This window comes from Nocardioides sp. NPDC057577, from assembly GCF_042801335.1.
Taxonomy (GTDB): Bacteria; Actinomycetota; Actinomycetes; order Propionibacteriales; family Nocardioidaceae; genus Nocardioides.
Genome location: NZ_JBHVGB010000017.1, coordinates 15,601 through 39,734 on the forward strand (window position 1 = coordinate 15,601; position 24,134 = coordinate 39,734).

Below are 24,134 nucleotides of genomic sequence, written 5' to 3' on the forward strand. Positions count from 1 at the left end.
TCACCCGTGGCCGAACCTCGAATGCTCCTGCTGGACACCGCCTCGCTCTACTTCCGCGCCTTCTTCGGCGTGCCCGACATCCGAGCCGAGGACGGCACTCCGGTCAACGCCGTGCGCGGCCTGCTGGAGTTCATCACCCGGCTGGTCAACGACTACTCCCCCACCGACCTGGTGTGCTGCTGGGACAACGACTGGCGACCGCAGTGGCGGGTCGACCTGATCCCCTCCTACAAGGCGCACCGGGTGGTGGAAGAGGTCGAGACCGCCCCCGACGTCGAGGAGGTCCCGGATCCGCTGCAGGTGCAGGTGCCGATCATCCGCGAGGTGCTCGCCGCGGCCGGGATCTGCGTCATCGGCGCCGACGGCTACGAGGCCGACGACGTGATCGGCACCCTCGCGACCGGCGCGGGGATGCCGGTCGACGTCGTCACCGGCGACCGCGACCTGTTCCAGCTCGTCGATGACGCTGCCGGCGTACGCATCCTCTACCCGACCCGGGGCGTGAGCGACCCGGATCTGGTCGACGAGAAGTGGGTGCTCGCCAAGTACGGCATCAGTGCCGCGCAGTACGCCGACTTCGCCACGATGCGTGGTGACACCTCCGACGGGCTGCCGGGGGTGAAGGGCGTCGGCGAGAAGACGGCCGCCAAGCTCCTCGAGCAGTACGGGGACCTGGAGGGGATCATCGGCGCGGTCGCCGACCCGGCCACCCCGATCACCAAGGCTCAACGGCAGAAGTTCATCGACGCGGCCCCGTATCTGGCGGTCGCACCGAAGGTCGTGGCGGTCGCCCGGGACATCCCGCTGGACCGCAGCGGCACCGCTCTGCCCGGCGCTCCGGCCGACCCGGAACGCCTCCACGAGCTGGCCGCGACCTACAACCTCGCCTCCCCCGTCGCCCGCCTAGAAGCCGCGCTCGCGCGGGTGTGACACAGGTCTCCACAACTCGATTCAGAAAGTTCGTAGAAACGGCATCATCTGCCGCGTACGTCTCCGTCTCCTTGGCAAGACCACGAACAAGGAGCGGACGAATGAGCGACATCAAGCACCCGGCAGTGCAGCAAGACATCAAGATCTCCTGCCTCGACCCGTGGGGCCGCACGGTGGACGTGCCGACGACCCTCGGCTACCGCGAGAGCGACCCGTACGCAGTGAGCCTGACCTTCCACTCCGGCACGGGCGACGTCGAGTGGGTCGTGTCCCGCACGCTGATGCTGCAGGGGCTGGCCGCCCCCGCCGGTGAGGGCGACGTGAAGATCTATCCCAGCATCGACGAGGACGCCAAGGCCGTCGCGGTCTTCGACTTCAGCTCCCCCGACGGCCGCCTGATCGCGACCGCCGACTCGCGCGAGGTGCAGATGTTCCTCGGCAAGTCCTTCTCGGCCGTTCCGGTCGGCTCCGAGAGCCAGCACCTCGATCTCGATGCGCTGATCGCAGATCTGCTGGGCAGCTCGTTCGACGCTGAGTAGGCACTCCGCCCGCCTGCTCATTCGTTCACGAACCCTCCCGTCCCGGATTCCCGGGGCTGGAGGGTTCGTGCCTTTTGCTGGCCGGAAGCGAGCCCTCGCCGTTGCCACATCAACTGTGGTAGTGATGTGCGTCACCCGCACCCCTCGGAGGTCACAGTGCTGCCAGCTTTCCTTTCTCGCGAGCGAACGGTGGCCGGTCCCGGCTTCAGTCGCTGGCTGATCCCACCCGCCGCCCTCGCCGTCCATCTCTGTATCGGCCAGGTGTACGCCACCAGCGTCTACAAGACCGCCCTGGTCGAGCACTTCGACGCGAGCCAGACCGCGATCGGGGTGATCTTCTCGATCGCGATCGTGATGCTCGGCCTCTCCGCCGCGGTGATGGGCACCTGGGTCGACCGCAACGGACCGCGTGCCGCGATGACCGCAGCCGCGATCTTCTGGTCGTCCGGCTTCTTCATCGGCGCAGTCGGCATCGGCACCGGCCAGCTCTGGCTGGTCTACCTCGGCTACGGCGTCATCGGCGGCATCGGACTCGGGATCGGCTACATCTCCCCCGTCTCCACGCTGATCAAATGGTTCCCGGACCGGCCGGGCCTGGCCACGGGCATGGCAATCATGGGCTTCGGTGGCGGCGCGATGATCGCCAGCCCGCTCAGCGGTCGGCTGCTGGAGCTCTACGACCCGTCCTACACCGGTGACGCCAGCACCGTTCCCGACGGCCACGCGGTGATGATGCTCTTCGTGACCCTCGGCGTGGTCTACCTGATCTTCATGTCCTTCGGCGCGGCCACCGTCCGCGTCCCACCCGAGGGCTGGACGCCGGCGGGCTGGGACCCGGCCAGCGTGAAGCAGAAGAAGCTCGTCACCACGGCCAGCGTCTCGGCCAACAACGCGATCAGGACCCGGTCCTTCTGGCTGGTGTGGATCGTCCTCTTCTGCAACGTCACCGCAGGCATCGGCATCCTCGAGCAGGCGGCCCCGATGATCCAGGACTTCTTCCGCACCGACGGAGTCTCCACGGTCAGCGCGGTCGCCGCAGGCGGCTTCGTCGGGCTGCTCTCGATCGCCAACATGAGCGGCCGGTTCATCTGGTCCTCGACCTCCGACGTCATCGGTCGCAAGCCGATCTACATGATGTATCTCGGGGTCGGCCTGGTGCTCTATCTCCTGCTGGCGACCATCGGGGACACCTCGATGGCGCTGTTCGTGCTGCTCGCCGTCGTGATCCTGTCCTTCTACGGTGGCGGCTTCGCGACCGTTCCCGCCTACCTGCGCGACCTCTTCGGTACCTTCCAGGTCGGCGCCATCCATGGCCGGCTGCTGACCGCCTGGTCGGCTGCCGGTATCGCCGGACCGCTCATCATCAACGCCTTCCTCGACGCGCAGGGTGAACCCGGCACGCTCACCGCGGCCGCCTACCGGCCGGCGCTGCTGACCATGGTCGGCGTCCTCGCGGTCGGCTTCATCGCCAACCTCCTGGTGCACCAGGTGCCTGACCGGTTCCACGAGCCGACGTCCGCCGACTCCACCGAGACCGAGAGGAGTGCGGCATGAAGGCCAGAATCGCAGGTGCCTGGGCCCTGGTCGGGATCCCGCTGGCCTACGGCGTCATCGAGACGCTGCGCCGTGCGGCGCAGCTCTTCACGGGCTGAGCTCTGCCGAGGTCTGTTCAGAGGCCGAGAAGGCTCGGCTCGTTCGTACGCCACGCCTCCTGCGCCGCCCGGGTGACCGGGCCGTGCGGGAGCGTGCGCGCGCCCCACTCGGTCACGGCCTGGACGTCGCGCAGGCTGGAGGTGAGGAAGGCCTCCGTGGCGTACTCCTCGACCTCGTCCAGCGGCTCGTCGGTCTCCTCCGCACCGAACCACTCCAGCACCAGGGCACGGGTGATCCCGGCCAGCGGGCCGCTGGAGAGCGTCGGGGTCTTGAGCGTGCCGTCGAGCACGTAGAAGACGTTGCTGCCCGTGCCCTCGCACAGGTCGCCCACGGTGTTGGCGAAGATCGCCTCGCTGGCCCCGTGCTTGCGGGCCTCGGCCAGGGCGATGACGTTCTCGGCGTACGACGTCGTCTTCAGGCCGGTCGTCGCGCCGTGCTCGTTGCGACGCCACGGCACGCTGACGACCTTGGTCTCGTCCGGGTTGGGGGCGGCGTCCTCGAGGCCGATGATGACCGTCGGCGCGACGTCCACGCGACCGGAGCCGAACGGCGCCGGCCCGCCCGTGACGGTGATCCGAAGACGCCCGTACGCCGTCGGGGCCGCGCCCAGCACGGCCTCGACACCCTTGGTGATGAGCCCGCGGTCGAGGGCGGGCAGGCCGAGGCCGGTTGCCGACCGCTCCAGGCGGTCGAGGTGGAGGGCGAGCGCGAACGGCTGGTCCTCGATCACCTTGAGCGTCTCGAAGACGCCGTCGCCGACCACCAGACCGTGGTCTTTGATGGAGACCGCCGGGGCGGCCGGGTTGTCGAGAAGCTGACCATCGATCCACGCGCGCATGCGGCAACTCTAAGACGTCCCTGGTCAGGGGCCGGAATGCTCGCCGATGGGACTGATGAGGCTGCTGGTGAATGACACGAAGGTGACCCCCGATTTGTCCCCCGACAGCGGCTCCGTTAATGTTCTTCTCGTCGCCAAGGGCACGGGAAACCGGGCCGGAAGCACAAGCGGACGTAGCTCAGTTGGTAGAGCGCAACCTTGCCAAGGTTGAGGTCGCGAGTTCGAGCCTCGTCGTCCGCTCGGAGTAGGTCTCCACCGGAGGCATTGCCTCCAGCGGTGGGTTGGCCGAGAGGCGAGGCAACGGACTGCAAATCCGTGTACACGGGTTCAAATCCCGTACCCACCTCGAAGCACCACCCTGATATAAACTGAACAACCCCGGACGATTGGCGCAGCGGTAGCGCGCTTCCTTGACACGGAAGAGGTCACTGGTTCAAACCCAGTATCGTCCACCACGGGAACCGGCCCCTGAACTGCAGAAACGCAGATCAGGGGCCGGTTTGATTTCATTCATTCGAATGAGCGTTCGACGGTGCCTGACAAAGTGCCTGACTGGCTTCGTGACGATCTTCCTGATCCGACTTGCCGAATACCGCGTCCATCGCCTGAGCGCCGGTTTCCATCACCGGCCGTAGCTCGTGATGGTAGATCAGTTCGGTGACCTTGCTCCCTCCGGTGTGACCAACCAGGCGGGCGATCTCCTCGACCGATACCCCGTACTCGGAGATCAGCGAGACGAACGAGTGCCGCAGCTCGCGCGGGGTCCATTCCTTCGGCTCGATCCCCTCGACCTTTGCCAGCGCGCGGCGGAAGCTGCGACGAACGTTCGCGGCGTCCAACGCTGTGCCGACAGTCGTCGTGAACACGTGGTCGTTCTCGACCCAGTCGGATCCGGCGAGCCGCTTCCAACTGACGTGCCTCACCCGGTGCTCATGGAGCACGGCGGCCACCTGCCTCGGAAGCGCAAGAGTTCGCTTGGACTTGCGGGTCTTGGTCTCACCTCCCTCTCGATTCGAGGCGGCCGTTGATCGCTTCGGTGGGGCCGTTGGATGTGCCAGGCCGGTCGAAGTAGGCGAGCACGTCGGCGGCGCGCTTGGTCAAGATGCGCCCGAGCGTGATGATCTCGCTGAACGGGCTGGGGACGCCTCGACTGATCGACTCGATCAACTGCCTCATCAGCTCGCGGCCCCGGGTTCGGTCGGGCTCACGGTAGGCGGCGATCATGCGCTGGGAGATGCCCCAGGTGGCTTCGACCCCTACCCGGCCACCGACGCGCCGACCGGACTACACCCTCAATTGCGACTGCGAAGAGCCCAAAAATAGCCGCGGTGCGAGGGTCGGCCCGCGTGCTACGTTCCGGCCATGACTAGACCCGGTGAGATCCTCGGCAGCGTGCTCGCCGCCAGCGAGCGCGAACAACTCGAGACATACCTGGATTACCTGCGCGACGCCGTCGTGCGCAAGGCCCGCGGGGTGTCGGAGGAGGACGCCCGGAGCAGCCCGGTGCCGACCGGCACCAACCTCGGCGGCCTGATCAAACACCTGCGGTGGGTGGAACTGGGCGGGTTCGCCCAGCAGATCGGGCAGATCCCCGCCGCGGAGCTGCCCACGCCGCCGTGGACCGACGCAGACCCGGAGGCCGACCTGCGGCTGGAGCCGAACGAGAAGCTCGACGACGTCATCGCCGCCTACCAGGCGGCGTGCGACCGCTCCCGCGAGATCGCCGCCCAGCACAGCCTCGACCACGCCGTCACCACACCGCGGGGCAGGGAGCTGACGTGGATGTACCTGCACGTGATCGTGGAGACCGCCCGGCACGCGGGCCACGCGGACATCCTGCGCGAGATGATCGACGGCAGCGTCGGCGACTGACGGCTCGCGGCGCGCCGTCGGTCCGCGTTCCGGGTCGTCGGAGGCGGCGTCACAACGGTATCGGCGGAGGCTGACCTCCAACACCGTGGGCCGCCAACCGAACGGCTCCTGCGCCAACCGCCGGACCACCGTGTCCCTGGCCGCGCCCTGGCATCCGCAGCGACGACACCATCTGTCAGGCTCGACAACCCGGCACCGGAGAATCGCCCGATCGGGCTCCAACCGCTGCCCGAGCACTTCGAGCCCGAGATAGTCACCCCCATCCTCGGGAGACCTCGACCGGGCCGGCCCCTGATCAGCGGAAACGCAGATCGGGGGCCGATTCGATTTCATGGCCGGCGCGACGTACGCGGGACTGGATACGGCACGAAAACCAACGTTCGTCGGCCGTCAACAACCCCGAGAACCCACCGCTCAACGCCTGTATCCAATTCAGGGGACATCGTCGACGCAGCGGTTTCCTGATGAGGGCCGCCGCCTAGCGTTCGATCTTGTCGCGTACGCGAATAGCGACTTGTCTTCGAGTCGGGTGAAGGAGGACTCCCGATGACAGACTCTGCCTGGTTCGCGCTCACAGTTGCCGTCGTCGGTGGAGCCGGAGGCTTCGCCGGATCGTGGCTCAGCACATGGATGTCGCTACGTTCGCAGGCGCGCAGTCGACGGCAGGAGCAACAGCAACGGGATGGAGCCGTGGTAGGTGCCGTCCTCGACTATCTCGGCATCGCTGATCCGCGACGCCTCGCTGGACAAACAGCAGATCCTGACCTTCGGAGTCAGGAGCTTCGTGACCTCGAGTGGCGACAGGGAGAGCTTCGTCTACAGCTACAAGTTCTGGCTTCAGGTCATCCTGATGTTGCGGTATCCGACACCGCTCGTGGCCTCGCGACATCGATTCACAACTCCTTCTCATCGACAGCGGTGGCGGTTCACGACGTCGGCACCCCGAATCACTGGACTCTGCTCGAGACCGCTGTGAGCGACCATGCGGCCACTCGGAAGCTCGCCGAGGAACTCCTCGACAAGACCAGGCGATACGCCCATCACCGGTAGGAGGTACTGCGGCAGGCACCGTAGCTGTCCTAGGACGGTGACATGCCGGAAGCCACCGACCGCCGGGTGGCCTCGACGATCGCGCCCCAGGGCAGTTTCTGGTCGGGTGGCAGCTGACGGGGCGGGTGGAGGGGCCAGAGGTCGGGGCCCTCGATGAGGTCGACGCCGGCGCGGCGTAGGGCGGCCATGTGGGCCGGCCAGGCGGGGTGCTCGGCGTGGGCGGCGTTGATGAGCGGGAAGAGCACGACAGGGACCGTCGTGAGGCACTCGGTGACGACGGTGAGGGCCTGGTTGTCGGCCAGGCCCAGGGCGATCTTGGCAGTGGTGTTGAACGTCGCGGGGGCGACGACGATGGCGTCGAGCCGCTCCGGGTGCGTGCGTGGCTCCCACGGGAGGCGGCTCGGTCCCCGCACGGGGAACCCAGTCAGCGCCGCGATCCGGGCGGCCTCGCCGTTCGCGCTGAGCCAGCTGAACGCCGTCGGCGTCAGGGTCACCGGCACCGAATGGCCGGCATCCACCAACGGGGTGACCAGCTCGTCGCAGAGTTGCTCCACACCACCAGCAGCACAGGCGATGACTCCGACGATGGCCACCCCGCGAGCGTACGGGACGAGGATCGGGGCCGAGGGGTCAGTCCATCTTGCCGGCGCCGGCCTTGATCGCCTCCCGGATCCGCACGTAGGTGCCGCAGCGGCAGATGTTGCGGATCTCGTCGATGTCGGCGTCGGTGACCGAGCGGCCTTCGGCCTGCGCCTTGTTGACGGTCGCGACCGCAGCCATGATCTGGCCGGGCTGGCAATAGCCGCACTGGGCGACGTCGACATCGAGCCAGGCCTCCTGCATGGGGTGCAGCTCCTTGCCGACGGAGCCGGCCAGACCCTCGATCGTGGTGATCTCGTCGTCCTCGTCGAGGGCACTGATCGGGGTGGCGCAGGGGTTGAACGCCTTGCCGTTGATGTGGGACGTACAGGCCTTGCAGACGTTGATGCCGCAGCCGTACTTGGGGCCACGCACACCGAGGACGTCGCGCAGCACCCACAGCAGGCGCTCGCTGTCCTCGACGTCGACCGTGACCTTCTCCCCGTTGAGCTTGAAGGTGTAGTTGGGCATGAGCGATCCCTTTCGATCGGTCTTCGGTCAGTAGGTGTGGCTGAGGCCGTCGGTCGGAGACGCGGGCACGGGCGGGACGAACGACTTCACCTCGAAGCCGATCGGGTCGTGATGGTTGATCGGGAACGAGGTCGGCATGCTTCCCGTCGCCCGGGCGTAGGCACAGGCCACCGCCGCGAACGAGGCGGCGACGCCGGCCTCCCCCGCCCCGCCGGGGATGTCGGTGACCGGGTCCATCACGAACACGCGTACGTCGGGAGGGGTGTTCCACTGGCGGGTGTAGAAGTAGTTGTCCCAGCTGGCCTCGAGGTAGTGGCCGTCCTCCAGGTGGGTGCTCGCCGTCAGGGCGAGCGCGATGCCGTCCATGATCCCGCCCTGCATCTGCGCCTCGACACCCTTGGGATTGATCACCTCTCCGCAGTCGATCGCGAAGGTCACCTTGGTGACCCGGGGACCCGTGACGCCGTGGTAGACCTTGCGGTTGACGGTCTCGGGACGGCAGTCGATCTCGACGAGGCAGGCGGAGTAGCCCTTGTACTCCTGGTGGACCGCGATCCCCTGGGCCGTGCCGGCCGGCATCGACCTGCCCCAGCTGCCGGCGGCCGCCACCTGCTTGATGACGCGTCGCAGGCGGTCCTCCTTGGCGTACTTCAGCCGGAACGCGACCGGACTCAGCCGCATCTTCTTGGCGACCTGGTCGATCGTGAGCTCGAGCGCCGTGCGTACGTCGGGCGAGTAGACGTTGCGCACTGCGCCGGAGTTGATCGCCTTGCTCGTCGTCTCCATGAGGCCCTGGGTGGTGACGCCGAAGTCGTACGGCACCTGCTGGGAGGTCACGAAGATCGTCTCCGAGACGCCCAGGTTGCTCACCCCGGCCGGGAGCGAGATGGCCGATGAGGTCAGGATCTCGCCGAAGCCGTGGCGGTAGTCGGTGGCGGTGCAGGTGTGCTGCTGCTCGACGGCGAGGATGTTGTCCCCCGCCCAGACCGTACGCACCCGGGAGGTCGCCATCGGGTGGTTGCGGCCCTGGCGCGGCTCGTCGGCCCGGTGCCACATGAGCCGGACCGGCGCCTGGCACTTCTGCGAGATCAGGGCGGCCTCCTGTGCCGCGTCCCAGAAGAGCTTGCGGCCGAACGAGCCACCGGACTCCACGACGTTGAAGGTCACCGCGGTCGGGGGCAGACCGAGCTCGAGCGCGATGCTCTCGGCAGCCACGATCGGCGTCTTCGAGCCCGCCCAGATCGTCGCCTTGTCGGCGCGGACATCCGCCACGGCGCAGTTGGTCTCCAACGGCGAGCCGCTGCGGGTGTAGAAGACGAAGTCGGTGTCGAGCGTCTTCACGTCCGCTGCGCCGAGCCCACCGGTCAGGCCACCCACCGCATCGGTCACCGTGCCCAGCAGCTCGTCGACGTCGGGCACCAGCATCGGCCGCTCGATCCCGCGGAGCTGCTCGAGCACGTCGGCGTCGGACTTGCCGCTCACCGAGCCGGGGTTCCACTCGACGTCGAGGGCACGCACGGCGTTGATGCACTGACCGAACGTCTTGGCGCGTACGGCGACCCCGGTCGGGATGGTGACGACGTGCGTCACGCCCGGCATCGCCTCGACGTCCTTCTGGTTGCGGACCGATCGCACCGTGCCGTTGTGCTCGGGGGCGCGACAGACCATCGCGGGCAGTGCACCCGGCACATCGAGGTCCATCGCGAACTGCTTCGTGCCGGTGACCGCGTCCAGGGCATCCTTGCGGCGCCGCGGAGTGCCGATGACCGAGAAGTCGGACTTCGGCTTGAGATCGACGTCGACGACCTTCGTGACCAAGGCTGCGGCAGAGGTGGCGAGCTCGCCGTAGGAGATGGAGGCACCGCCGGGCGCGGTGATCACCCCCTCGTAGACGGAGAGCGTGTCGTGCGGCTGCGCGAGCGCGATCGCCGCGGCGTCGAGCAGCGCGCCACGAGCAATGGCGGCGGCCACACGTACGGGCGTGTACATGGCATGGATCGTGTTGGAGCCGCCGGTCATCTGGTTCCAGATCAGCTCGGGGCGCGCCTTCGACAAGGTCACGTTGACCTTGCTGAGGGGCAGGTCGAGCTCCTCGGCGATCAGCATCGCGATCGAGGTGGTGATGCCCTGCCCGACCTCGGCGCGAGGCAGCTCGAACGACGCGGTGCCGTCCTTGTCGACGACGACCTGGATCAGGTTCGCGGTGGGGCGGGCGGCATCGGTCAGCAGGTCGTTGAGGTCGTAGAGGTCGGCCGGCTGCGGGACCCCCGGGACGACTGCCGCGGCCGGGGTGCCGAGACCGATCCCGAGCTGGGCCGCGCCGGTGACGGTGGCAGCGGCCAGGAGGTAGCCGACGAAGCGACGGCGGCCGAGCTCGTGCTCAGCGAGGCCCGATACGGACAGGCCCGATGACGTCTCGGGATGTGTTGACAAGGGGGTTACCTCCGTAGGTCCGGTCAAGGTCCTGGTCACGCTATGTGCGCCGCGTCACACCTGTGTCGCCATGGAACGCCAACTTCGTTGACTTTCCGCGCCAGTTCGAGCATTCGGCTCACACCGAGGTCAGAGCGTCTTTTCGCAGCGCGCCCGGAGTGACCCCGAAGCGTGACCTGAAGGTGCGGGCGAAGTGCGACGGGTCGGGAAATCCCCATCGGGAGGCGATCGTCGCGGTCGAGTAAGCGGCATGGGCCGGGTCGAGCAGCGCGTCCCGGATCGTCATCAGCCGGAACTCCCGCAGGTGCGCCATCGCGGAGCGTGGCTGGCTCTCGAAGAGACGGTGCAGGCTACGCGGCGAGAGTCCGTGGGCGGCGGCCACCGCGTCGTGGCCGAGGTCCGGGTCGGCGGCGTGAGCCTCGACGTGGGCGATGATCCGGGCCCGGAGCGCCTCCCCCGGGTCGACCAGATCGTCACCGCCGACCAGGCTCGAGAGCAGCTGGATGGCTGCTTCGCCCAGATGCGTCGCTCCCCCGGCCTGGGGTGTCAGGCGAACCGCACTCCCCAGCAGGTGCCCGAGTACGCCGGTCCTGCCGTCGAACGCGGTCCACCCGTGCGACATCGACCGCTCGATCACGGCATCCGAGGCTGCCAGCGCCCGGCGCGGAAGCGTCATGGCGAGGCACTCCCAGGTCTCGTCGAAGCGCAGCTCGTAGGGGCGGCTGGTGTCGTAGATCGCGATGTCGCCGGGCCTCAGTACGAGCTCGGCGCCGCCCTGCCGGACGACGGACCGCCCGTGGCGCTGGATGCACACCTTGAACGGCTCGTCCGGTACGTCCGCGAGGGAGCGTCGGGTGCGGCGTACGACTTGCGGGGTGCCGCCGACGCGGAACGCGTCGACCCGCCCCAGGCTCGCGTGCTCGATCGCCCCGGCCAACGGCCCGGGCACCACCTGTAGGCCGGGTGGCAACCGCTCCGAGTGCAGTCCCGCGAAGGCGTCCGACAACGCGGTCCGCCACCTCTCCGACACGTCGCCCGAGTCCCCATGCGTCATGCCGAGATAGTGCGCAACCGGCTCACCCGGCGGTACCCCCGTAAGAGGGCCCGGCGCCCGACCGACTCGGGTGGCGTCAGTCGATCAGGCCGGCCTCGCGCGCCATCCGGACGGCGTGGACGCGGTTGTTGGCGTTGAGCTTGCGGGTGGCGCTCTTGAGGTAGGACTTGACCGTGCTCTCCACGATCCCGAGGGCCTCGGCGGCCTCCCGGTTGCTGTTCCCGAGAGCGACCTGTCGCAGGACGTCGACCTCGCGCGCTGCGAGGTGCACGGCCGGAGCGAGCTGAGTCGGCTTCTCCCCCGGTGCGGCGGTGAGCCGCCGGACCATGGCCTCGAGGCGGCTGCGGACCTCGGGGTCGATCACCTGGCCGGCCAGGTCGGTGAGCTCGGCCGCCATCTCCCGGCGTTCGGCGAGGTCGCGGTTCGCGGCCGCCTCGACCGGGCTCGGCGCTCGTGTCGGCGGGGGCGCGAGCCGGGAGAGCCGGTTGCGGACCTCGTCGTCGATCAGGATCTCGCGCTCGAGGGTGCGGATGAGCGGACGCAGCGAGTCGAACCAGACGCCGCCGAGGCCCAGCCGTGAGCGGGAGGCGAGATAGATGAGCATCCGCGGGGCCCGGTCGACCAGGATCGGCAGGGCGGCGACGGTCTGGATCTGCTCCTGGGCGACCGCAGTGTCGTAGAGGTGGGTGATGCCTCGAGCGGTGTAGTAGTGGTCGACGGAACCGGGCTGGCGGGTCTGCAGGGTCTTCCCGCCCAGGCCCTCCCCGTTGACGACCCGCAGACCGCGCAGCGAGACGCCCTTGGCACCGCAGGTAGCGGTGATGTCGATGGCTGTGCCGTCACCGCGCACCGGACCGCCGAAGGCCAGATCGAGCCCCGACGCAGACCGGAAGGAGGCCAGCGTCTGGGCGATCCGGGACCCGTCGTAAGGCGCCTCTGGGGCGATCGCGGTGGTGCTCATGGCGTTGAGCGTAAGTGACGACCATCACAGGCAACAAGAGGCGTACCCCCTCTTTCGAGGGCACTCGTCCGGGGGTATCGGGCAGGTGGCGACGGTCCCACACTCGGTTCACCAATCCGAGTAGGAGGCACGATCATGGCCCAAATCGCGGCTGACCGAGCCGAGGTCGACGGGCGCACCATGCGCCGCGTCGCGACGGCGTCACTGACCGGTACCACCATCGAGTTCTACGACTTCCTCATCTACGGGCTGGCAGCAGCCCTGGTGTTCAACGCCATCTTCTTCCCGTCGATGGGTGGTCCGGAGGGCACCCTGGCCTCGATCGCGACCTTCGGTGTCGCGTTCGTCTTCCGGCCGCTCGGGGCGATCCTGTTCGGCCACTACGGCGACCGGATCGGCCGCAAGGCCACGCTGATCACCACCTTGCTGATCATGGGCACTTCGACGTTCGCGATCGGCCTCATCCCGAGCGTGGAGTCGATCGGCAAGAGCGCCGTGGTCATCCTGGTGCTCCTGCGAGCGCTGCAGGGCATCGCGCTCGGCGGCGAATGGGCCGGCGCGGCCCTCCTCACCACGGAGTACGCCGCCCACGGCCAGCGCGGGCGCTACAGCATGTTCCCGCAGCTCGGTCCCAGCCTCGGCCTGATCATCGCCGCCGGCGCCATGCTCACCACGTTCCGGCTGATGGAGCCCGACGCGTTCGCGGCCTGGGGCTGGCGGATCCCGTTCCTGGCGAGCGCCGTCCTGGTCGGCGTCGGTCTCTGGGTCCGGCTGAACGTCGCCGAGACCCCGTCGTTCAAGAAGCTGCAGTCGGCGGGCAGCCGCAGCACGCTGCCGTTCCTCGGCTGCATCCGGGACCAGTGGCGTCAGGTGCTGCTCGGCGGCGGCATCATGGCGATCGTCTTCGGCGCCTTCTACACCGGCGCGAGCTTCATGGTCGCCCACGCGGTCGGCACGCTCGGCCTGAGCATGACCCAGGCTCTGCTCGGGGTCATCGTCGCCGCGTTCGCGATGAGCATCACGGTCATCGCCTCCGCGTGGCTCTCCGACGTGCTCGGCCGCCGCACGGTGCTGCTCCTGGGAGCCTCCTTCGGCATCGTGGCAGGCCCGCTGGCCTTCGGTGTCATGGAGCCTGGCAGCTTCGCGAGCTTCGCCCTGGGCAACAGCCTGCTGCTGTGCGTGCTCGGCCTCAACTACGGTCCGATCGCGGCGTTCCTGCCCGAGATGTTCCAGGCGAAGTACCGCTACACCGGCGCCGGTCTCGGCTACAACATCGCGGGCATCCTCGGCGGCGCCGTGCCGCTCGTCATCGCCGAGGACCTGCTGGCCCGATGGGGCACCGACGGCATCGCGTACTTCCTCACCGCCCTGGCCCTGCTGAGCGTCGTCTGCCTGCTGATCGCCAAGGAGACCAGCCGCGTGGAGCTCGACGCGGAGCCCGCGCTCGCCTGATCCGGCACCCGCTCACCCTCCTTCGGGGGTGTGGCTGCCACCACGGTCTCGGTCATGCTCGCGGCATGACCGAGACCTCATCCATCACCGCATCGTCGGCCCGTGGCGACATCGACGTACCGCTGCTCGAGGAGACGATCGGAGCCAACTTCGAGCGCACCGTCGCCCGTCATGGAGACCGTGAGGCGCTCGTCGAGATCGCCACCGGCCGGCGCTGGACCTACACCGAGCTCGACGCCGACGTGGACGCCCTCGCGGTCGGCCTTCGCAAGGCCGGTATCGGTAAGGGCGACCGCGTCGGCATCTGGGCTCCGAACTGCGCCGAATGGACGATGGTCCAGTTCGCCACGGCCAAGATCGGCGCGATCCTGGTCAACATCAACCCCGCCTATCGCACCCACGAGCTCGCCTACGCGCTCAACCAGTCCGGGGTGCGGCTGCTGATCAGCGCCAAGGCGTTCAAGACCAGCGACTACGTCTCGCTCGTCGGCGAGGTGGAGGGCGACTGCGGCGCTCTCGAGCAGACGATCTTCCTGGGTACGCCGCAGTGGGATGCGCTGCTGGCCGCGGGCCGTGGCGAGCGGCTGGCCGACCACGTCGACTACGCGCTGGCCCCGGACGACGCGATCAACATCCAATACACCTCCGGGACCACGGGGTTCCCGAAGGGCGCGACGCTGTCGCACCGCAACATCTTGAACAACGGCTTCTTCGTGACGGAGACGATCCACTTCACCGAGCAGGACCGGCTGTGCATCCCGGTGCCCTTCTACCACTGCTTCGGCATGGTGATGGCCAACCTCGGCTGCACCACCCACGGCGCGACCATGGTCATCCCGGGCCCTGGCTTCGACCCGGCGACGACGCTGCGGACGGTCCAGGACGAGAAGTGCACCGCGCTGTACGGCGTGCCGACGATGTTCATCGCGATGCAGGACGACCCGGGCTTCGCCTCCTACGACCTCTCCACGCTGCGTACCGGGATCATGGCCGGCGCACTGTGCCCGATCGAGGTCATGAAGCGGTGCGTCAGCGAGATGCACATGAGCGAGGTCGCGATCGCGTACGGGATGACCGAGACCTCGCCGGTCTCCTGCCAGACCCGCACCGACGACGATCTCGAGCGCCGCACCGAGACGATCGGCCGGGCCGCCCCGCACGTCGAGATCAAGGTCGTCGACCCGGCCACCGGCGAGGTCGTCCCGCGCGGGACGGCGGGCGAGTTCTGCACCCGCGGCTACTCGGTCATGCTCGGCTACTGGGACGATGAGGCGAAGACCGCCGACGCGATCGACGCCGACGGCTGGATGCATACCGGCGACCTGGCCGTCATGCGCGAGGACGGCTACTGCGTGGTCGTGGGAAGGATCAAGGACATGGTCATCCGTGGCGGCGAGAACATCTACCCGCGCGAGATCGAGGAGTTCCTCTTCACCCACCCCGACATCGCCGAGGCCCAGGTGGTGGGCGTCCCGGACGAGCGGTACGGCGAGGAGCTCTGCGCCTGGATCAGGATGCGTCCCGGCGCCGAGCCCCTGGACGCCGAGGCCGTCCGCGCCTTCGCCAGCGGCAAGCTCGCCCACTACAAGGCACCGCGCTACGTGCTGCTCGTCGAGGAGTTCCCGATGACGGTGACCGGCAAGGTCCGCAAGATCGACATGCGCGAGCAGAGCGTCGCTCTGCTCGGCCTGTGAGCCGCCGGATGGCCTACTGGCACCGGACCGGCCCGCACACCTTCACCCCGACCGAGCACGTCGGCGGGGCGTGGGATCCGGACACGCAGCACATCTCCACCCTGCTGGGCGTGCTCGCGCACGAGGTCGAACGAGACCGCGACGCGCGCCGTGACGACAGGCTCCAGATCACCCGGATCGGCTACGACATCCTCGGCACCGTCCCGCTGGAACCGGTCGACCTCGAGGTCACCGTGCTCCGCGCGGGGCGCACGATCGAGCTCGTCGAGGCGCGCGCCTGCCATGGCGGCCGACCGGTCGTTCTCCTCCGTGCCTGGCTCACCGCCGGCTACCCGACCGCGGAGCTCGAGGGGACGCACCACCTGCCGATGCCCACGCCGGACGAGGTGCCCGCCTGGGACATGACCACGCTGTGGGGCGGTGGCTTCATCGCCTCGGTCGAAGTGCGCCGCCACGACATCGGCCCGGGGCGGGCGCAGTCCTGGGTGCGTACGGCCCACCCCCTCGTCGCCGACGAGGAGGTGAGCCGGCTGGCACAGGTCGCCGGGCTGCTCGACATCACCAACGGAGTAGCCGTCCGGGTCGACCCGAAGGTCGTCAGCTTCCCCAACGTCGACCTCACCGCGCACCTGTTCCGCGCTCCCGCGCCCGGCTGGTTGGGCCTCGACACGACCGTCTCCTTCGGCCCGGCCGGCGCCGGCGTGACCACGTCCGTCCTCCATGACGAGCAGGGCGCCTTCGGCGTCAGTACGCAGTGCCTGACCGTGCGTCCGTGACGTCGCCGTCTCCGGCCGCGGACCCCGCCCTCAGCCGGCAGCGACGGGCACCGGCACCGTGGCCGAGCGGCGTGCTTGCCGCCGGCCGGCGGCGAGGATGACGACGGCGATGATCATGGCCAGGACGTAGAAGCCGGTCGCGACGTCGAAGACAGCCGCGTAGCCATGGGCCCGGGTGACCGTGCCCGGTGCCGGGTCGTGGTGCACGGCGCTGCCGTAGACGACGGTGAGGATCGCGAGCCCGATCGAGCCACCGATCTGGTGAGCCGTGTTGACCAGGCCGGAGGCCGCGCCGGCATCGCCCTGGTCGACTTCGGCCATCCCGAAGTCGGTGAGGAGGATGATCGCGATGCCCTGGCCGACGCCCAGCACGAGCAGCTGCGGCAGGATCGAGGCCACGGTGGTCGTCGCGTCGATCCGGCTCAGCCAGGCCATCCCGATCGCCGCAGTGGTCAGGGAGGTCAGCAGCAGCACCGGCTTGCTGACCCTCGGTGCGGCCCAGCGCACGACGTACACCATGGCGAAGAACATGCCCGTCATCGGAATGTAAGCGAGCCCGGTGGCGAGCGGGCTGAGGCCCCGTACGTTCTGGAGGTACTGCGAGAGGAAGTAGAACGTCGAGAACATCGCGCCGACGATCAGGATCCGGCCCACGTACGCCCCCGAGCGCTGCACGCTGAAGAAGAGCCGGAGCGGCACGATCGGCTGGGAGGCACGCAGCTCGACGATCACGAAGCCGACGAGCAGGACCACGGCTGCGGTCAGCGGGAGCAGGGTGCGGGCGCTGAGCCAGCCGACCTCGGCGGCCTCGACCAGACCGTAGACCAGCGCCGACATGCCGAGGGTGACGGTGAGCGCGCCGAGGAGGTCGACGCGGCCGGACTGACGCTCGGTCTCCGGCAGGAAACGCGGCGCGAGGGCGAGGACCAGGATCCCGAGCGGGACGTTGATCAGGAGTCCCCAGCGCCAGGAGAGATACTCGGTGAAGACTCCCCCGACGATGATCCCGACGCTCGCACCGGCCCCGATGACCGCGCTGTAGATCGCGATGGCGCGGGTGCGCTCCTCGGGCTCGGGGAAGCTCGTGATCAGGAGCGCCAGCGTGGACGGGATCGCGAACGCGGCCGCCAGCCCCTGCAGGGTGCGGGCGGCGATGAGAAGTTCGGCCGACGGCGCGAGCCCGGCGAGGAGCGAGGCCGCCGTGAACAGCGCCGTGCCGGCGATGAACACGCGGCGCCGGCCGAGCAGGTCGCCGGCTCGTGCGCCGAGCAGCAGGAGGCCTCCGAAGGCGAGGACGTAGGCGTTCTGGATCCACGACAACGAGGAGTCGGTGAAGCCGAGCTCCGTCTTGATGTGGGTGAGCGCCGTGGTCACGATCGAGGCGTCGAGGGTCATCATCAGCTGGCAGCCGAGGATCACCATGAGGACCACCGCCCGGTGACGGGCACCGGCGCTCGGGGAGGTCGGAGACATGAGTGCACCATTCCTAAGTAACTAACGAGTTGGTTATGTCAGTGAAGCACTCCTCACCGAAAAAGACAACTAACTAGTTACTTGCTTTAAGGTGGGCGTATGGCCAGAGACTCCGAGGCGACCCGTGCCCGCATCCTCGACGCCGCCGAGGCCGAGTTCGCGGCGTACGGCATCGCCGGCTCGCGCGTCGACCGGATCGCGGAGACGGCGCTGGCGAACAAGGCGCTGATCTACAAGTACTTCGGGACGAAGGACGAGCTCTTCGACGCCGTGTTCGCGCACCGGGTGCTCGCGTTCGTCGACGAGGTCGAGTTCGACGCCACCGACCTGCCCGGCTATGCCGGGCGGTCCTTCGACCTCTACGAGCGCTTCCCCACGACGCTTCGACTGACGACGTGGTATCAGCTCGAGCGCCCCGACGGGAAGCTCCCGGCGATCGTCGCCTCCAACGATGCGAAGCTGGCCAAGATCGAGGAGGCGCAACGTGCCGGGAAGCTGACGACCGCGTACTCGCCGCTCGAGCTGCTCACCGAGGTTCGTGCGCTGGCGATGAGCTGGCACCTGCACACCCCCGAGCTGGCCCTGGTGCGCCGGCCGAGCCGCTCCCGATGCCGCGAGATCGTCGTCGAGAGCGTCCGGCGCCTGGTGGATCAGGACTGACGGGAGAAGAAGTCCTCGTAGCGGTGCTCCCCGGTCGGCCGCTGGTCGACGACCTCCTGCTCACGCACCCGGAGCTCGACGCGCCGGATCTTCCCGGAGATCGTCTTCGGCAGGTCGAAGAACTCCAGGCGACGTACGCGCAGGTAGGGCGGAAGGTGGTCGCGCGCGAACTCGAGGATGGCCCGGGCGGTCTCGGCGGTCGGCTCGTGCCCGGCCGTGAGGGAGACGTACGCCTTGGGGACGGCCAGTCGCACCGGGTCCGGCGCCGGCACGACCGCCGCCTCGGCCACCGCGGGGTGCTCGATCAGGACCGACTCCAGCTCGAAGGGCGAGACCTTGTAGTCGGAGGCCTTGAAGACGTCGTCGGTGCGGCCGACGTAGGTGATGTAGCCCGCCTCGTCGCGGCTGGCGACGTCGCCGGTGTGGAAGAAGCCGTCGCGCATCGCGTCGGCGGTGCGCTTCTCGTCGTCGCGGTAGCCGGTCATCAGGGTCGCGGGCCGCTGGGCGAGGTCGAGACAGAGCTCGCCCTCCCCCGGCCCCTCGACCACGGTCCCCTCGACCGGGTCGACCAGTACGACCGGGACACCGGGCAGCGGCCGGCCCATCGACCCCGGACGTACCGGCTGGCCCGGGCTGTTGGCGATCGTCGCGGTCATCTCGGTCTGCCCGAACCCGTCCCGGATGGTCAGGCCCCACGCCCGGTCGACCTGGCTGATCACCTCGGGGTTGAGCGGCTCACCGGCACTGATCGCCTCGCGCAGCGATCCGCAGCCGCCGGAGAGGTCGGCCTGGATGAGCATCCGCCACACGGTCGGCGGAGCACACATGCTGGTCACCTGCTCCTCCCGGATCCGCTGCAGCAGCGTGGCCGCCTCGAAGCGCGCGTAGTTGAGGACGAAGACGGTCGCTCCGGCGAGCCAGGGCGCGAAGAAGTTCGACCAGGCGTGCTTGGCCCAGCCGGGGCTGGAGATGTTCATGTGCACGTCGCCGGGGCGGAGGCCGAGCCAGTACATCGTCGAGAGGTGACCGACCGGGTAGGTGTAGTGGGTGTGCTCGACGAGCTTCGGCCGGCTCGTGGTGCCGCTGGTGAAGTAGAGGAGCAGCGCGTCGGTGGTGGCGTTGCCGGGGTGCTCGAGCGGCCCCTGGCTCTCCGCGGCAGCTGCGGCGTAGCCGTTCCAGCCCTCCCGCTCCCCCACGCTGATCCGCACGTAGTCGCCGGGGACGCCGTCGAACTTGTCCGCGTCCTCGACGTTGCAGACCACGGCCTTCGCCCGGCCACGCTCGAGCCGGTCCACCAGCTCGGCGGTGCCGACCGCCGTCGTCGTCGGCATCAGGACCGCGCCCACCTTCATCGCCGCGAGCATCGTCTCCCACAGCTCGACCTGGTTGCCGAGCATGACGACCACGCTGTCGCCCGAGCCGACACCGAGGCGCCGAAGGTAGCGGGCCACCGTGTCCGAACGACGCGCCAGCTCATCGAAGGAGTACTCCGCCCGCGACCCGTCCGACTCGGAGATGACCAACGCCGGGGCGTCGTTGCCCCGAGCCATCGGGTCGAACCAGTCGTGGGCGAAGTTGAAGCTCTCCCCGACGTCGGGCCAGCGGAAGGTGTCGAGCGCCTCGGCATAGTCGAGGCGCTGGGCGATCAGCGCGTCCCGGGCGGCGAGCAGGGCGTCGGTGGAGGTCGATCCAGTCATGGCGGTCATCATCGTCGCGAGGCCGACACCCGCCCTACCCCCGGAAGAGGGGCCGGGTGCACCAGAACCTGGCGGCTGGTTTCCGGTGTCACCCGTGACGGGTGACGCGGCGGCACCGCCCGTGACCGCATCCTGAGGATTCAGTACGTACGACGAATCGAGACTTCCATGGGGAAAGCCGCCTATGAGGCGCCTGCCTCTGGCCAGCGGAGAGCCCGGTGACGAGCAGTCGATCAGCTGAGCGGAGTCCGCGGTCCAAGGCCTGGTTGCGTCCGATCCTGACCTTCTGCGGCCTGCTGATCGCCTACTACGCCTTCCCCTTGAAGTGGGCGACAGACTCGGCGGTGGCCGTCGGCGCGAGCCTGCTGGTGACGGTGGGGGCACTCTCACTCGTCGGGACGGTGATGATCAAGGAGCTCGGCTCCGTCCGCAGGGGCGGGCCCGGGCACAGCACGCGCGTGCTGGCCATGTTGCTGATCCTGCTGGTGATGGCGGCGTCGCTGACCTTCTTCCTGCTCAACCAGATCCGACCTGACGAGATCGTCGGACTGGAGACGCGGACCGACGCTCTCTACTTCACCTTGAGCACCATGACGACGGTCGGGTACGGCGATGTCCACGCCGAGGGTCAGATCGCGAGGGCGCTGGTGTGCGTGATGATCGTCTTCAACATCGTCGTGGTGGCATCGCTCGTCCGGGCCCAGACCACTTCCCCGACGCGCCCTCGGGCCGAATAGGGCTAGAGGGTCAGCCCACCGACGATCACGGTGGGCTCGACGTCGACGGGGAAGTTCACGCTGCTCGCGATGAAGCAGTCCAGGTGGGCCTGGTGGTGGGCGGACGTCGCGGCCTCGATCATCGACGCATCGGCGACGGTGACGACCGGGTGCAGCACGGCGCGGGTGAACCGGCCGCCGGTCCCCTGCGTCTCCATGGTGGCGGTCGCGGCGTCGTGGTAGTCGAGGACGACCACGCCCACCGTCACCGCCTGGTGCAGGTAGGAGAGCATGTGGCACTGCGTCAGCGAGGTCAGCAGCAGCTGCTCGGGGTTGTGCCGACTCGCGTCGCCGCGGAAGGTCGGATCGGAGGAGCCGAGGATGTCGGGCAGGCCCTCGATGCGTACGACGTGGTCCCGGGCGTAGTCGCGGTAGCCGCTCGTCCCGGTGCCACGGTTGCCCGTCCACTCCACCGAGACCGTGTAGTCGTGGGTCAGCGCCATGCCTGAACCCTAGTGGTCGTGGTCGGCGGGGTGGAGCTGCGTCCCAGTCACCCCGCAGTGCGCACACGTCTCGATGTGGACCCGGTGGTCGTCGGGCTCGGGCCTGGCCGCGAGCGGGCGCCGGATGAACACCGCCGCGAGCGCCGCGCCGAGGAGCAGGAGGGCGGCGTTGAGGATCATCGCCGTGCCGTAGCCGTCGTCGAAGGTCTGCGGGTTCGTGTAGTCGTCGCCGGCGATCCCGACCGCCGCCGGGACGACGGCCACGGCGAGCAGCCCAGCGGTCCTGGCCACCGCGTTGTTGATCCCGGAGGCGATGCCGGCATGCCGATCGTCGGCGGCGTCGAGCACGGTCGCGGTCAGCGGCGAGACCAGCAGCGTGAGCCCAGAGGCGAAGAGCAGGACGGGCAGGAGAACGTCGGGGACGTACGCCGCCTGCGGGCCGATCCGCCCCATCCAGAGCACGCCGCCGGCCGCGAGCACCGGCCCGAGCGTCATCGGCAGGCGCGGACCGATGCGCTGGGCCAGCGCGCCCGCACGGGACGAGAAGAGCAGCATCACCACGGTCACCGGGAGCAGCGCCGATCCCGCCTCGAGGGGCGACCAGCCGCTGACGATCTGGAGCTGGAGGACGAGCAGCACGAAGATCACGCCGAGTGCTGCGTACACGAGCAGTGTGACGGCGTTGGCCGCACTGAACTGGGGGTTGCGAAATAGCTCGAGCGGGACCAGCGGGTGGGCCGTGCGCGCCTCGACGACCACGAAGGCAGCCAGGCAGGCGACACCCGCGGCGGCGGTCGCCGCCGCGTAGCCGGCGAAGCCCGCCTCGCCCGCCCCGGTCAGCCCGAAGGTGAGGGCGCCGAGGCCGGCCGCGGCGAGCAGCGTGCCGGTCACGTCGATGGGCCCGCCTGCGTCGGGGTCGCGGCTCTCCGGGACATGGCGCATGGTGACGACGACGATGAGCACCGCCACGGGAACGTTGATGAGGAAGACCAGCCGCCAGTCCAGCTCGACCAGCCAGCCGCCGACGAGCGGCCCGATCGCGGCCGCGATGCCGCTGAGACCCGACCAGGCGCCGACGGCCGCGGACCGGTCCTCGGCATGGAACGACGCGGCGATGATCGCCAGGCTCCCCGGCGTCAGCAGCGCACCGCCCACCCCTTGCAGCCCGCGCGCCGCGATCAGCAGGTTGATGTCGGGTGCCAGCCCGCACAACAGCGACGCGACGGCGAACCACACCACGCCGATGAGGAACACCCGACGCCGGCCGAAGCGGTCGCCGAGGGATCCGCCGAGGAGGATCAGGGACGCGAGGCTCAGCGTGTAGGCGTTGACCGTCCACTGTAGACCTGAGAAGCCCGCACCGAGGTCCTCCCCGATCCGGCCGAGGGCGACGTTGACGACGGTCGAGTCCAGCATCGCCAGGCCGGAGCCCAGCACCGTCGTCGCCAGCACCCAGCGGCCGCGGGCACTCCCCAGCCGGAGCGGAGCGTCCTCGCTCGCAGAGTCGTCCATGAGCCGCAGTATCCCAGTCAGTCGCCGTTCTGCTCCGGGTTCAGGGACTGTTCCGCCACCCACGTACGCAGCCGGGGTCCGTGCTGGTCGAGGGTGGGTGGCGCGGCGTGGTCGGTGGGGGTCACCTCCGCCCCGTCGGTGAAGAACCGCAGCGGCGGTCCGGGGAGGGTCAGGTGGCCGAGGGTGGAGTGGTCGACGTCGACCAGCAGACCCTGGCTGGCGGTCTGCTCCCAGGCGTAGACCTCGTCCAGGGAGCGCACCTTGCCGGCCGGGACACCGGCATCGGCGAGCTTGGCGAGCAGCTCCTCGGCCGGCCAGGGCGCGAAGAGCGCCTCGACGAGCTCGACGACCTTCTCGCGATTGGCCGCCCGCTCGGGGTTGGTCGCCATCCCCTCGAGGTCCGGCGAGATGTCGAAGGCGGCGCAGAACCTCCGCCACAGCCCCTCGCTGCCGACCGCGATCTGCACGGTCCCGTCGGCGCAGCGGAACAGGCCGTACGGCGAGATGCTCGGGTGATGGTTGCCCTGGGCTCGCCCGACCTCGCCGGCCACGGTCCAGCGGGTGCCCTGGAAGCCATGGACGCCGACGACGGCGGAAAGCAACGAGGTGCGTACGACGGTGCCGCGGCCGGTGCGGTCGCGCTCGTGAAGAGCGGCGAGCACCCCGTAGGCGCCGTACATCCCGGCCAGCAGGTCGGCGATGGGCGTACCGACCCGCTGGGGGTCCCCGGGACCCGATCCGGTGAGCGACATCAGCCCGGCCTCGCCTTGCGCGATCTGGTCGTAGCCGGACCGGCCGCCCTCGGGGCCGTCGTGGCCGAACCCGGTGATCGAGAGCACCACGAGGCGCGGATTGCGGGCCTGGAGGTCGTCGATGCCGAGCCCGAGCCGGTCGAGGACGCCGGTGCGGAAGTTCTCGATGAGCACGTCGGCCCGGTCGACCAGGCGCAGCAGCACGTCCTTGTCGTCGGTGTCCTTGAGGTCGAGGGTGATCGACTCCTTGTTGCGGTTGGCCGAGAGGAAGTACGTCGCCTCCCGCTGCCCCGCCTCCCCCACGAACGGCGGGCCCCAGCCCCGGGTGTCGTCGCCGTGCCCGGGCGCCTCGACCTTGATCACGCGGGCACCGAGGTCGCCCATCATCATCGCGGCGTGCGGCCCGGCCAGGGCGCGGGAGAGGTCGAGGACGACGACGTCGTCGAGCGGTCCACGCAT

At 69.2% G+C, this 24,134-nt stretch carries 22 protein-coding genes, 3 tRNA genes and 2 pseudogenes; 13 read left to right on the forward strand and 14 right to left on the reverse strand.

Annotated elements, in window-relative coordinates; translation table 11 throughout:
- The first annotated feature begins 21 nt into the window (after positions 1–21).
- The 3 genes from ACFU7D_RS05715 (at position 22) to ACFU7D_RS05725 (ending at position 3,023) form a co-directional block, all read left to right on the forward strand.
- Positions 22–930: a 5'-3' exonuclease H3TH domain-containing protein gene (locus tag ACFU7D_RS05715; RefSeq protein WP_378864535.1), complete on the forward strand. Its 909-nt coding sequence runs from the start codon at positions 22–24 to the stop codon at positions 928–930.
- Between the two features lie 101 nt (positions 931–1,031).
- The gene (locus ACFU7D_RS05720) at positions 1,032–1,469 is read left to right on the forward strand and encodes an SsgA family sporulation/cell division regulator (RefSeq protein ID WP_378864432.1); all 438 of its coding nucleotides are present in this window, start codon (positions 1,032–1,034) and stop codon (positions 1,467–1,469) included.
- A gap of 261 nt (positions 1,470–1,730) precedes the next feature.
- A complete protein-coding gene (locus ACFU7D_RS05725; RefSeq protein WP_378864435.1) occupies positions 1,731–3,023 on the forward strand; it encodes an OFA family MFS transporter in 1,293 nt (430 codons plus the stop codon).
- 115 nt (positions 3,024–3,138) lie between these two features.
- Here ACFU7D_RS05725 and ACFU7D_RS05730 read toward each other — a convergent pair whose 3' ends face one another.
- Positions 3,139–3,960: an aminotransferase class IV gene (locus ACFU7D_RS05730; RefSeq protein ID WP_378864438.1), complete on the reverse strand. Its 822-nt coding sequence runs from the start codon at positions 3,958–3,960 to the stop codon at positions 3,139–3,141.
- Between the two features lie 167 nt (positions 3,961–4,127).
- Here ACFU7D_RS05730 and ACFU7D_RS05735 point away from each other — a divergent pair.
- From ACFU7D_RS05735 to ACFU7D_RS05745, 3 genes are all read left to right on the forward strand, one after another.
- A tRNA-Gly gene (locus tag ACFU7D_RS05735) sits at positions 4,128–4,200 on the forward strand.
- A 35-nt stretch (positions 4,201–4,235) separates the two neighbouring features.
- Positions 4,236–4,306, forward strand: a tRNA-Cys gene (locus ACFU7D_RS05740).
- 34 nt (positions 4,307–4,340) lie between these two features.
- Positions 4,341–4,415: transfer RNA gene (locus ACFU7D_RS05745), tRNA-Val, on the forward strand.
- Positions 4,416–4,466: 51 nt separating this feature from the next.
- Here ACFU7D_RS05745 and ACFU7D_RS05750 read toward each other — a convergent pair.
- Together ACFU7D_RS05750 and ACFU7D_RS05755 are read right to left on the reverse strand one after the other, a co-directional pair.
- Positions 4,467–5,018 carry a tyrosine-type recombinase/integrase gene (locus ACFU7D_RS05750; RefSeq protein WP_378864538.1) on the reverse strand — a complete coding sequence of 184 codons (552 nt, stop codon included), beginning with the start codon at positions 5,016–5,018 and terminating at the stop codon, positions 4,467–4,469.
- Positions 4,972–5,220 (reverse strand): annotated as a pseudogene (locus tag ACFU7D_RS05755) (transposase); the annotation flags it as partial. The gene ACFU7D_RS05750 and the pseudogene ACFU7D_RS05755, both read right to left, overlap by 47 nt.
- 102 nt (positions 5,221–5,322) lie before the next feature.
- Between ACFU7D_RS05755 and ACFU7D_RS05760 the strand changes: the two are divergent.
- Positions 5,323–5,832, forward strand: coding sequence for a DinB family protein (locus ACFU7D_RS05760; RefSeq protein ID WP_378864440.1), 510 nt, complete (start codon positions 5,323–5,325; stop codon positions 5,830–5,832).
- A 47-nt stretch (positions 5,833–5,879) separates the two neighbouring features.
- On the opposite strand, the pseudogene ACFU7D_RS05765 reads toward ACFU7D_RS05760, so the two are convergent.
- Positions 5,880–6,144, reverse strand: a pseudogene (locus ACFU7D_RS05765) (hypothetical protein); the annotation flags it as partial.
- 234 nt (positions 6,145–6,378) lie between these two features.
- On the opposite strand from ACFU7D_RS05765, the gene ACFU7D_RS05770 reads away from it, so the two are divergent.
- Complete coding sequence (locus ACFU7D_RS05770; protein ID WP_378864443.1) at positions 6,379–6,882, forward strand: hypothetical protein; 504 nt, start codon at positions 6,379–6,381, stop codon at positions 6,880–6,882.
- A 29-nt stretch (positions 6,883–6,911) separates the two neighbouring features.
- On the opposite strand, the gene ACFU7D_RS05775 is transcribed toward ACFU7D_RS05770, so the two are convergent.
- The 5 genes from ACFU7D_RS05775 to ACFU7D_RS05795 all read right to left on the reverse strand — a co-directional run bounded on the left by ACFU7D_RS05775 (position 6,912) and on the right by ACFU7D_RS05795 (position 12,440).
- The gene (locus tag ACFU7D_RS05775) at positions 6,912–7,475 is read right to left on the reverse strand and encodes a flavoprotein (protein ID WP_378864446.1); all 564 of its coding nucleotides are present in this window, start codon (positions 7,473–7,475) and stop codon (positions 6,912–6,914) included.
- A 37-nt stretch (positions 7,476–7,512) separates the two neighbouring features.
- A complete protein-coding gene (locus ACFU7D_RS05780) occupies positions 7,513–7,992 on the reverse strand; it encodes a (2Fe-2S)-binding protein (protein ID WP_378864449.1) in 480 nt (159 codons plus the stop codon).
- A 27-nt stretch (positions 7,993–8,019) separates the two neighbouring features.
- A complete protein-coding gene (locus tag ACFU7D_RS05785; protein ID WP_378864452.1) occupies positions 8,020–10,425 on the reverse strand; it encodes a molybdopterin cofactor-binding domain-containing protein in 2,406 nt (801 codons plus the stop codon).
- A gap of 118 nt (positions 10,426–10,543) precedes the next feature.
- Positions 10,544–11,479 (reverse strand): helix-turn-helix domain-containing protein, encoded by a 936-nt coding sequence (locus ACFU7D_RS05790; protein WP_378864455.1) that lies wholly within the window; start codon positions 11,477–11,479, stop codon positions 10,544–10,546.
- A 76-nt stretch (positions 11,480–11,555) separates the two neighbouring features.
- Positions 11,556–12,440: a response regulator transcription factor gene (locus ACFU7D_RS05795; protein ID WP_378726970.1), complete on the reverse strand. Its 885-nt coding sequence runs from the start codon at positions 12,438–12,440 to the stop codon at positions 11,556–11,558.
- 135 nt (positions 12,441–12,575) lie between these two features.
- Here ACFU7D_RS05795 and ACFU7D_RS05800 point away from each other — a divergent pair, with 135 nt between their 5' ends.
- The 3 genes from ACFU7D_RS05800 to ACFU7D_RS05810 all read left to right on the forward strand — a co-directional run bounded on the left by ACFU7D_RS05800 (position 12,576) and on the right by ACFU7D_RS05810 (position 16,362).
- Positions 12,576–13,892: an MFS transporter gene (locus tag ACFU7D_RS05800; RefSeq protein ID WP_378864458.1), complete on the forward strand. Its 1,317-nt coding sequence runs from the start codon at positions 12,576–12,578 to the stop codon at positions 13,890–13,892.
- Positions 13,893–13,957: 65 nt separating this feature from the next.
- Positions 13,958–15,586 carry an AMP-binding protein gene (locus ACFU7D_RS05805; protein ID WP_378864461.1) on the forward strand — a complete coding sequence of 543 codons (1,629 nt, stop codon included), beginning with the start codon at positions 13,958–13,960 and terminating at the stop codon, positions 15,584–15,586.
- Positions 15,583–16,362, forward strand: coding sequence for a thioesterase family protein (locus tag ACFU7D_RS05810; RefSeq protein ID WP_378864464.1), 780 nt, complete (start codon positions 15,583–15,585; stop codon positions 16,360–16,362). The genes ACFU7D_RS05805 and ACFU7D_RS05810 overlap by 4 nt, the downstream gene beginning before the upstream one ends.
- 30 nt (positions 16,363–16,392) lie before the next feature.
- Here the strand turns inward: ACFU7D_RS05810 and ACFU7D_RS05815 are convergent, their stop codons facing one another.
- Positions 16,393–17,835: an MFS transporter gene (locus tag ACFU7D_RS05815; RefSeq protein WP_378864467.1), complete on the reverse strand. Its 1,443-nt coding sequence runs from the start codon at positions 17,833–17,835 to the stop codon at positions 16,393–16,395.
- Between the two features lie 99 nt (positions 17,836–17,934).
- On the opposite strand from ACFU7D_RS05815, the gene ACFU7D_RS05820 reads away from it, so the two are divergent.
- Positions 17,935–18,495, forward strand: coding sequence for a TetR/AcrR family transcriptional regulator (locus tag ACFU7D_RS05820; RefSeq protein WP_378726960.1), 561 nt, complete (start codon positions 17,935–17,937; stop codon positions 18,493–18,495).
- On the opposite strand, the gene ACFU7D_RS05825 is transcribed toward ACFU7D_RS05820, so the two are convergent.
- Complete coding sequence (locus ACFU7D_RS05825) at positions 18,486–20,192, reverse strand: AMP-binding protein (RefSeq protein WP_378864470.1); 1,707 nt, start codon at positions 20,190–20,192, stop codon at positions 18,486–18,488. The genes ACFU7D_RS05820 and ACFU7D_RS05825 overlap by 10 nt on opposite strands.
- Positions 20,193–20,410: 218 nt before the next feature.
- Between ACFU7D_RS05825 and ACFU7D_RS05830 the strand changes: the two genes are divergently transcribed.
- Positions 20,411–20,929, forward strand: coding sequence for a potassium channel family protein (locus ACFU7D_RS05830; RefSeq protein ID WP_378864473.1), 519 nt, complete (start codon positions 20,411–20,413; stop codon positions 20,927–20,929).
- 2 nt (positions 20,930–20,931) lie between these two features.
- On the opposite strand, the gene ACFU7D_RS05835 is transcribed toward ACFU7D_RS05830, so the two are convergent.
- Genes ACFU7D_RS05835 through ACFU7D_RS05845 form a run of 3 tightly spaced genes read right to left on the reverse strand, consistent with a single transcriptional unit; the run spans position 20,932 to position 24,134 of the window.
- On the reverse strand, positions 20,932–21,411 hold the full coding sequence (locus tag ACFU7D_RS05835) for an OsmC family protein (RefSeq protein ID WP_378864476.1): 480 nt from the start codon (positions 21,409–21,411) through the stop codon (positions 20,932–20,934).
- A 9-nt stretch (positions 21,412–21,420) separates the two neighbouring features.
- The gene (locus ACFU7D_RS05840) at positions 21,421–22,923 is read right to left on the reverse strand and encodes an MFS transporter (RefSeq protein ID WP_378864479.1); all 1,503 of its coding nucleotides are present in this window, start codon (positions 22,921–22,923) and stop codon (positions 21,421–21,423) included.
- 17 nt (positions 22,924–22,940) lie between these two features.
- Positions 22,941–24,134, reverse strand: a complete 1,194-nt coding sequence (locus tag ACFU7D_RS05845; RefSeq protein WP_378864482.1) for a CaiB/BaiF CoA transferase family protein — start codon at positions 24,132–24,134, stop codon at positions 22,941–22,943.

Coding starts and splice junctions, on each gene's coding strand:
- ACFU7D_RS05715 (WP_378864535.1), top strand. CDS start 22: ATGCTCCTGCTGGACACCGCCTCGCTCTACTTCCGCGCCTTCTTCGGC.
- ACFU7D_RS05720 (WP_378864432.1), top strand. CDS start 1,032: ATGAGCGACATCAAGCACCCGGCAGTGCAGCAAGACATCAAGATCTCC.
- ACFU7D_RS05730 (WP_378864438.1), bottom strand. CDS start 3,960: ATGCGCGCGTGGATCGATGGTCAGCTTCTCGACAACCCGGCCGCCCCG.
- ACFU7D_RS05760 (WP_378864440.1), top strand. CDS start 5,323: ATGACTAGACCCGGTGAGATCCTCGGCAGCGTGCTCGCCGCCAGCGAG.
- ACFU7D_RS05770 (WP_378864443.1), top strand. CDS start 6,379: ATGACAGACTCTGCCTGGTTCGCGCTCACAGTTGCCGTCGTCGGTGGA.
- ACFU7D_RS05780 (WP_378864449.1), bottom strand. CDS start 7,992: ATGCCCAACTACACCTTCAAGCTCAACGGGGAGAAGGTCACGGTCGAC.
- ACFU7D_RS05790 (WP_378864455.1), bottom strand. CDS start 11,479: ATGACGCATGGGGACTCGGGCGACGTGTCGGAGAGGTGGCGGACCGCG.
- ACFU7D_RS05795 (WP_378726970.1), bottom strand. CDS start 12,440: ATGAGCACCACCGCGATCGCCCCAGAGGCGCCTTACGACGGGTCCCGG.
- ACFU7D_RS05800 (WP_378864458.1), top strand. CDS start 12,576: ATGGCCCAAATCGCGGCTGACCGAGCCGAGGTCGACGGGCGCACCATG.
- ACFU7D_RS05805 (WP_378864461.1), top strand. CDS start 13,958: ATGACCGAGACCTCATCCATCACCGCATCGTCGGCCCGTGGCGACATC.
- ACFU7D_RS05815 (WP_378864467.1), bottom strand. CDS start 17,835: ATGTCTCCGACCTCCCCGAGCGCCGGTGCCCGTCACCGGGCGGTGGTC.
- ACFU7D_RS05820 (WP_378726960.1), top strand. CDS start 17,935: ATGGCCAGAGACTCCGAGGCGACCCGTGCCCGCATCCTCGACGCCGCC.
- ACFU7D_RS05825 (WP_378864470.1), bottom strand. CDS start 20,192: ATGACTGGATCGACCTCCACCGACGCCCTGCTCGCCGCCCGGGACGCG.
- ACFU7D_RS05835 (WP_378864476.1), bottom strand. CDS start 21,411: ATGGCGCTGACCCACGACTACACGGTCTCGGTGGAGTGGACGGGCAAC.
- ACFU7D_RS05840 (WP_378864479.1), bottom strand. CDS start 22,923: ATGGACGACTCTGCGAGCGAGGACGCTCCGCTCCGGCTGGGGAGTGCC.
- ACFU7D_RS05845 (WP_378864482.1), bottom strand. CDS start 24,134: ATGCGTGGACCGCTCGACGACGTCGTCGTCCTCGACCTCTCCCGCGCC.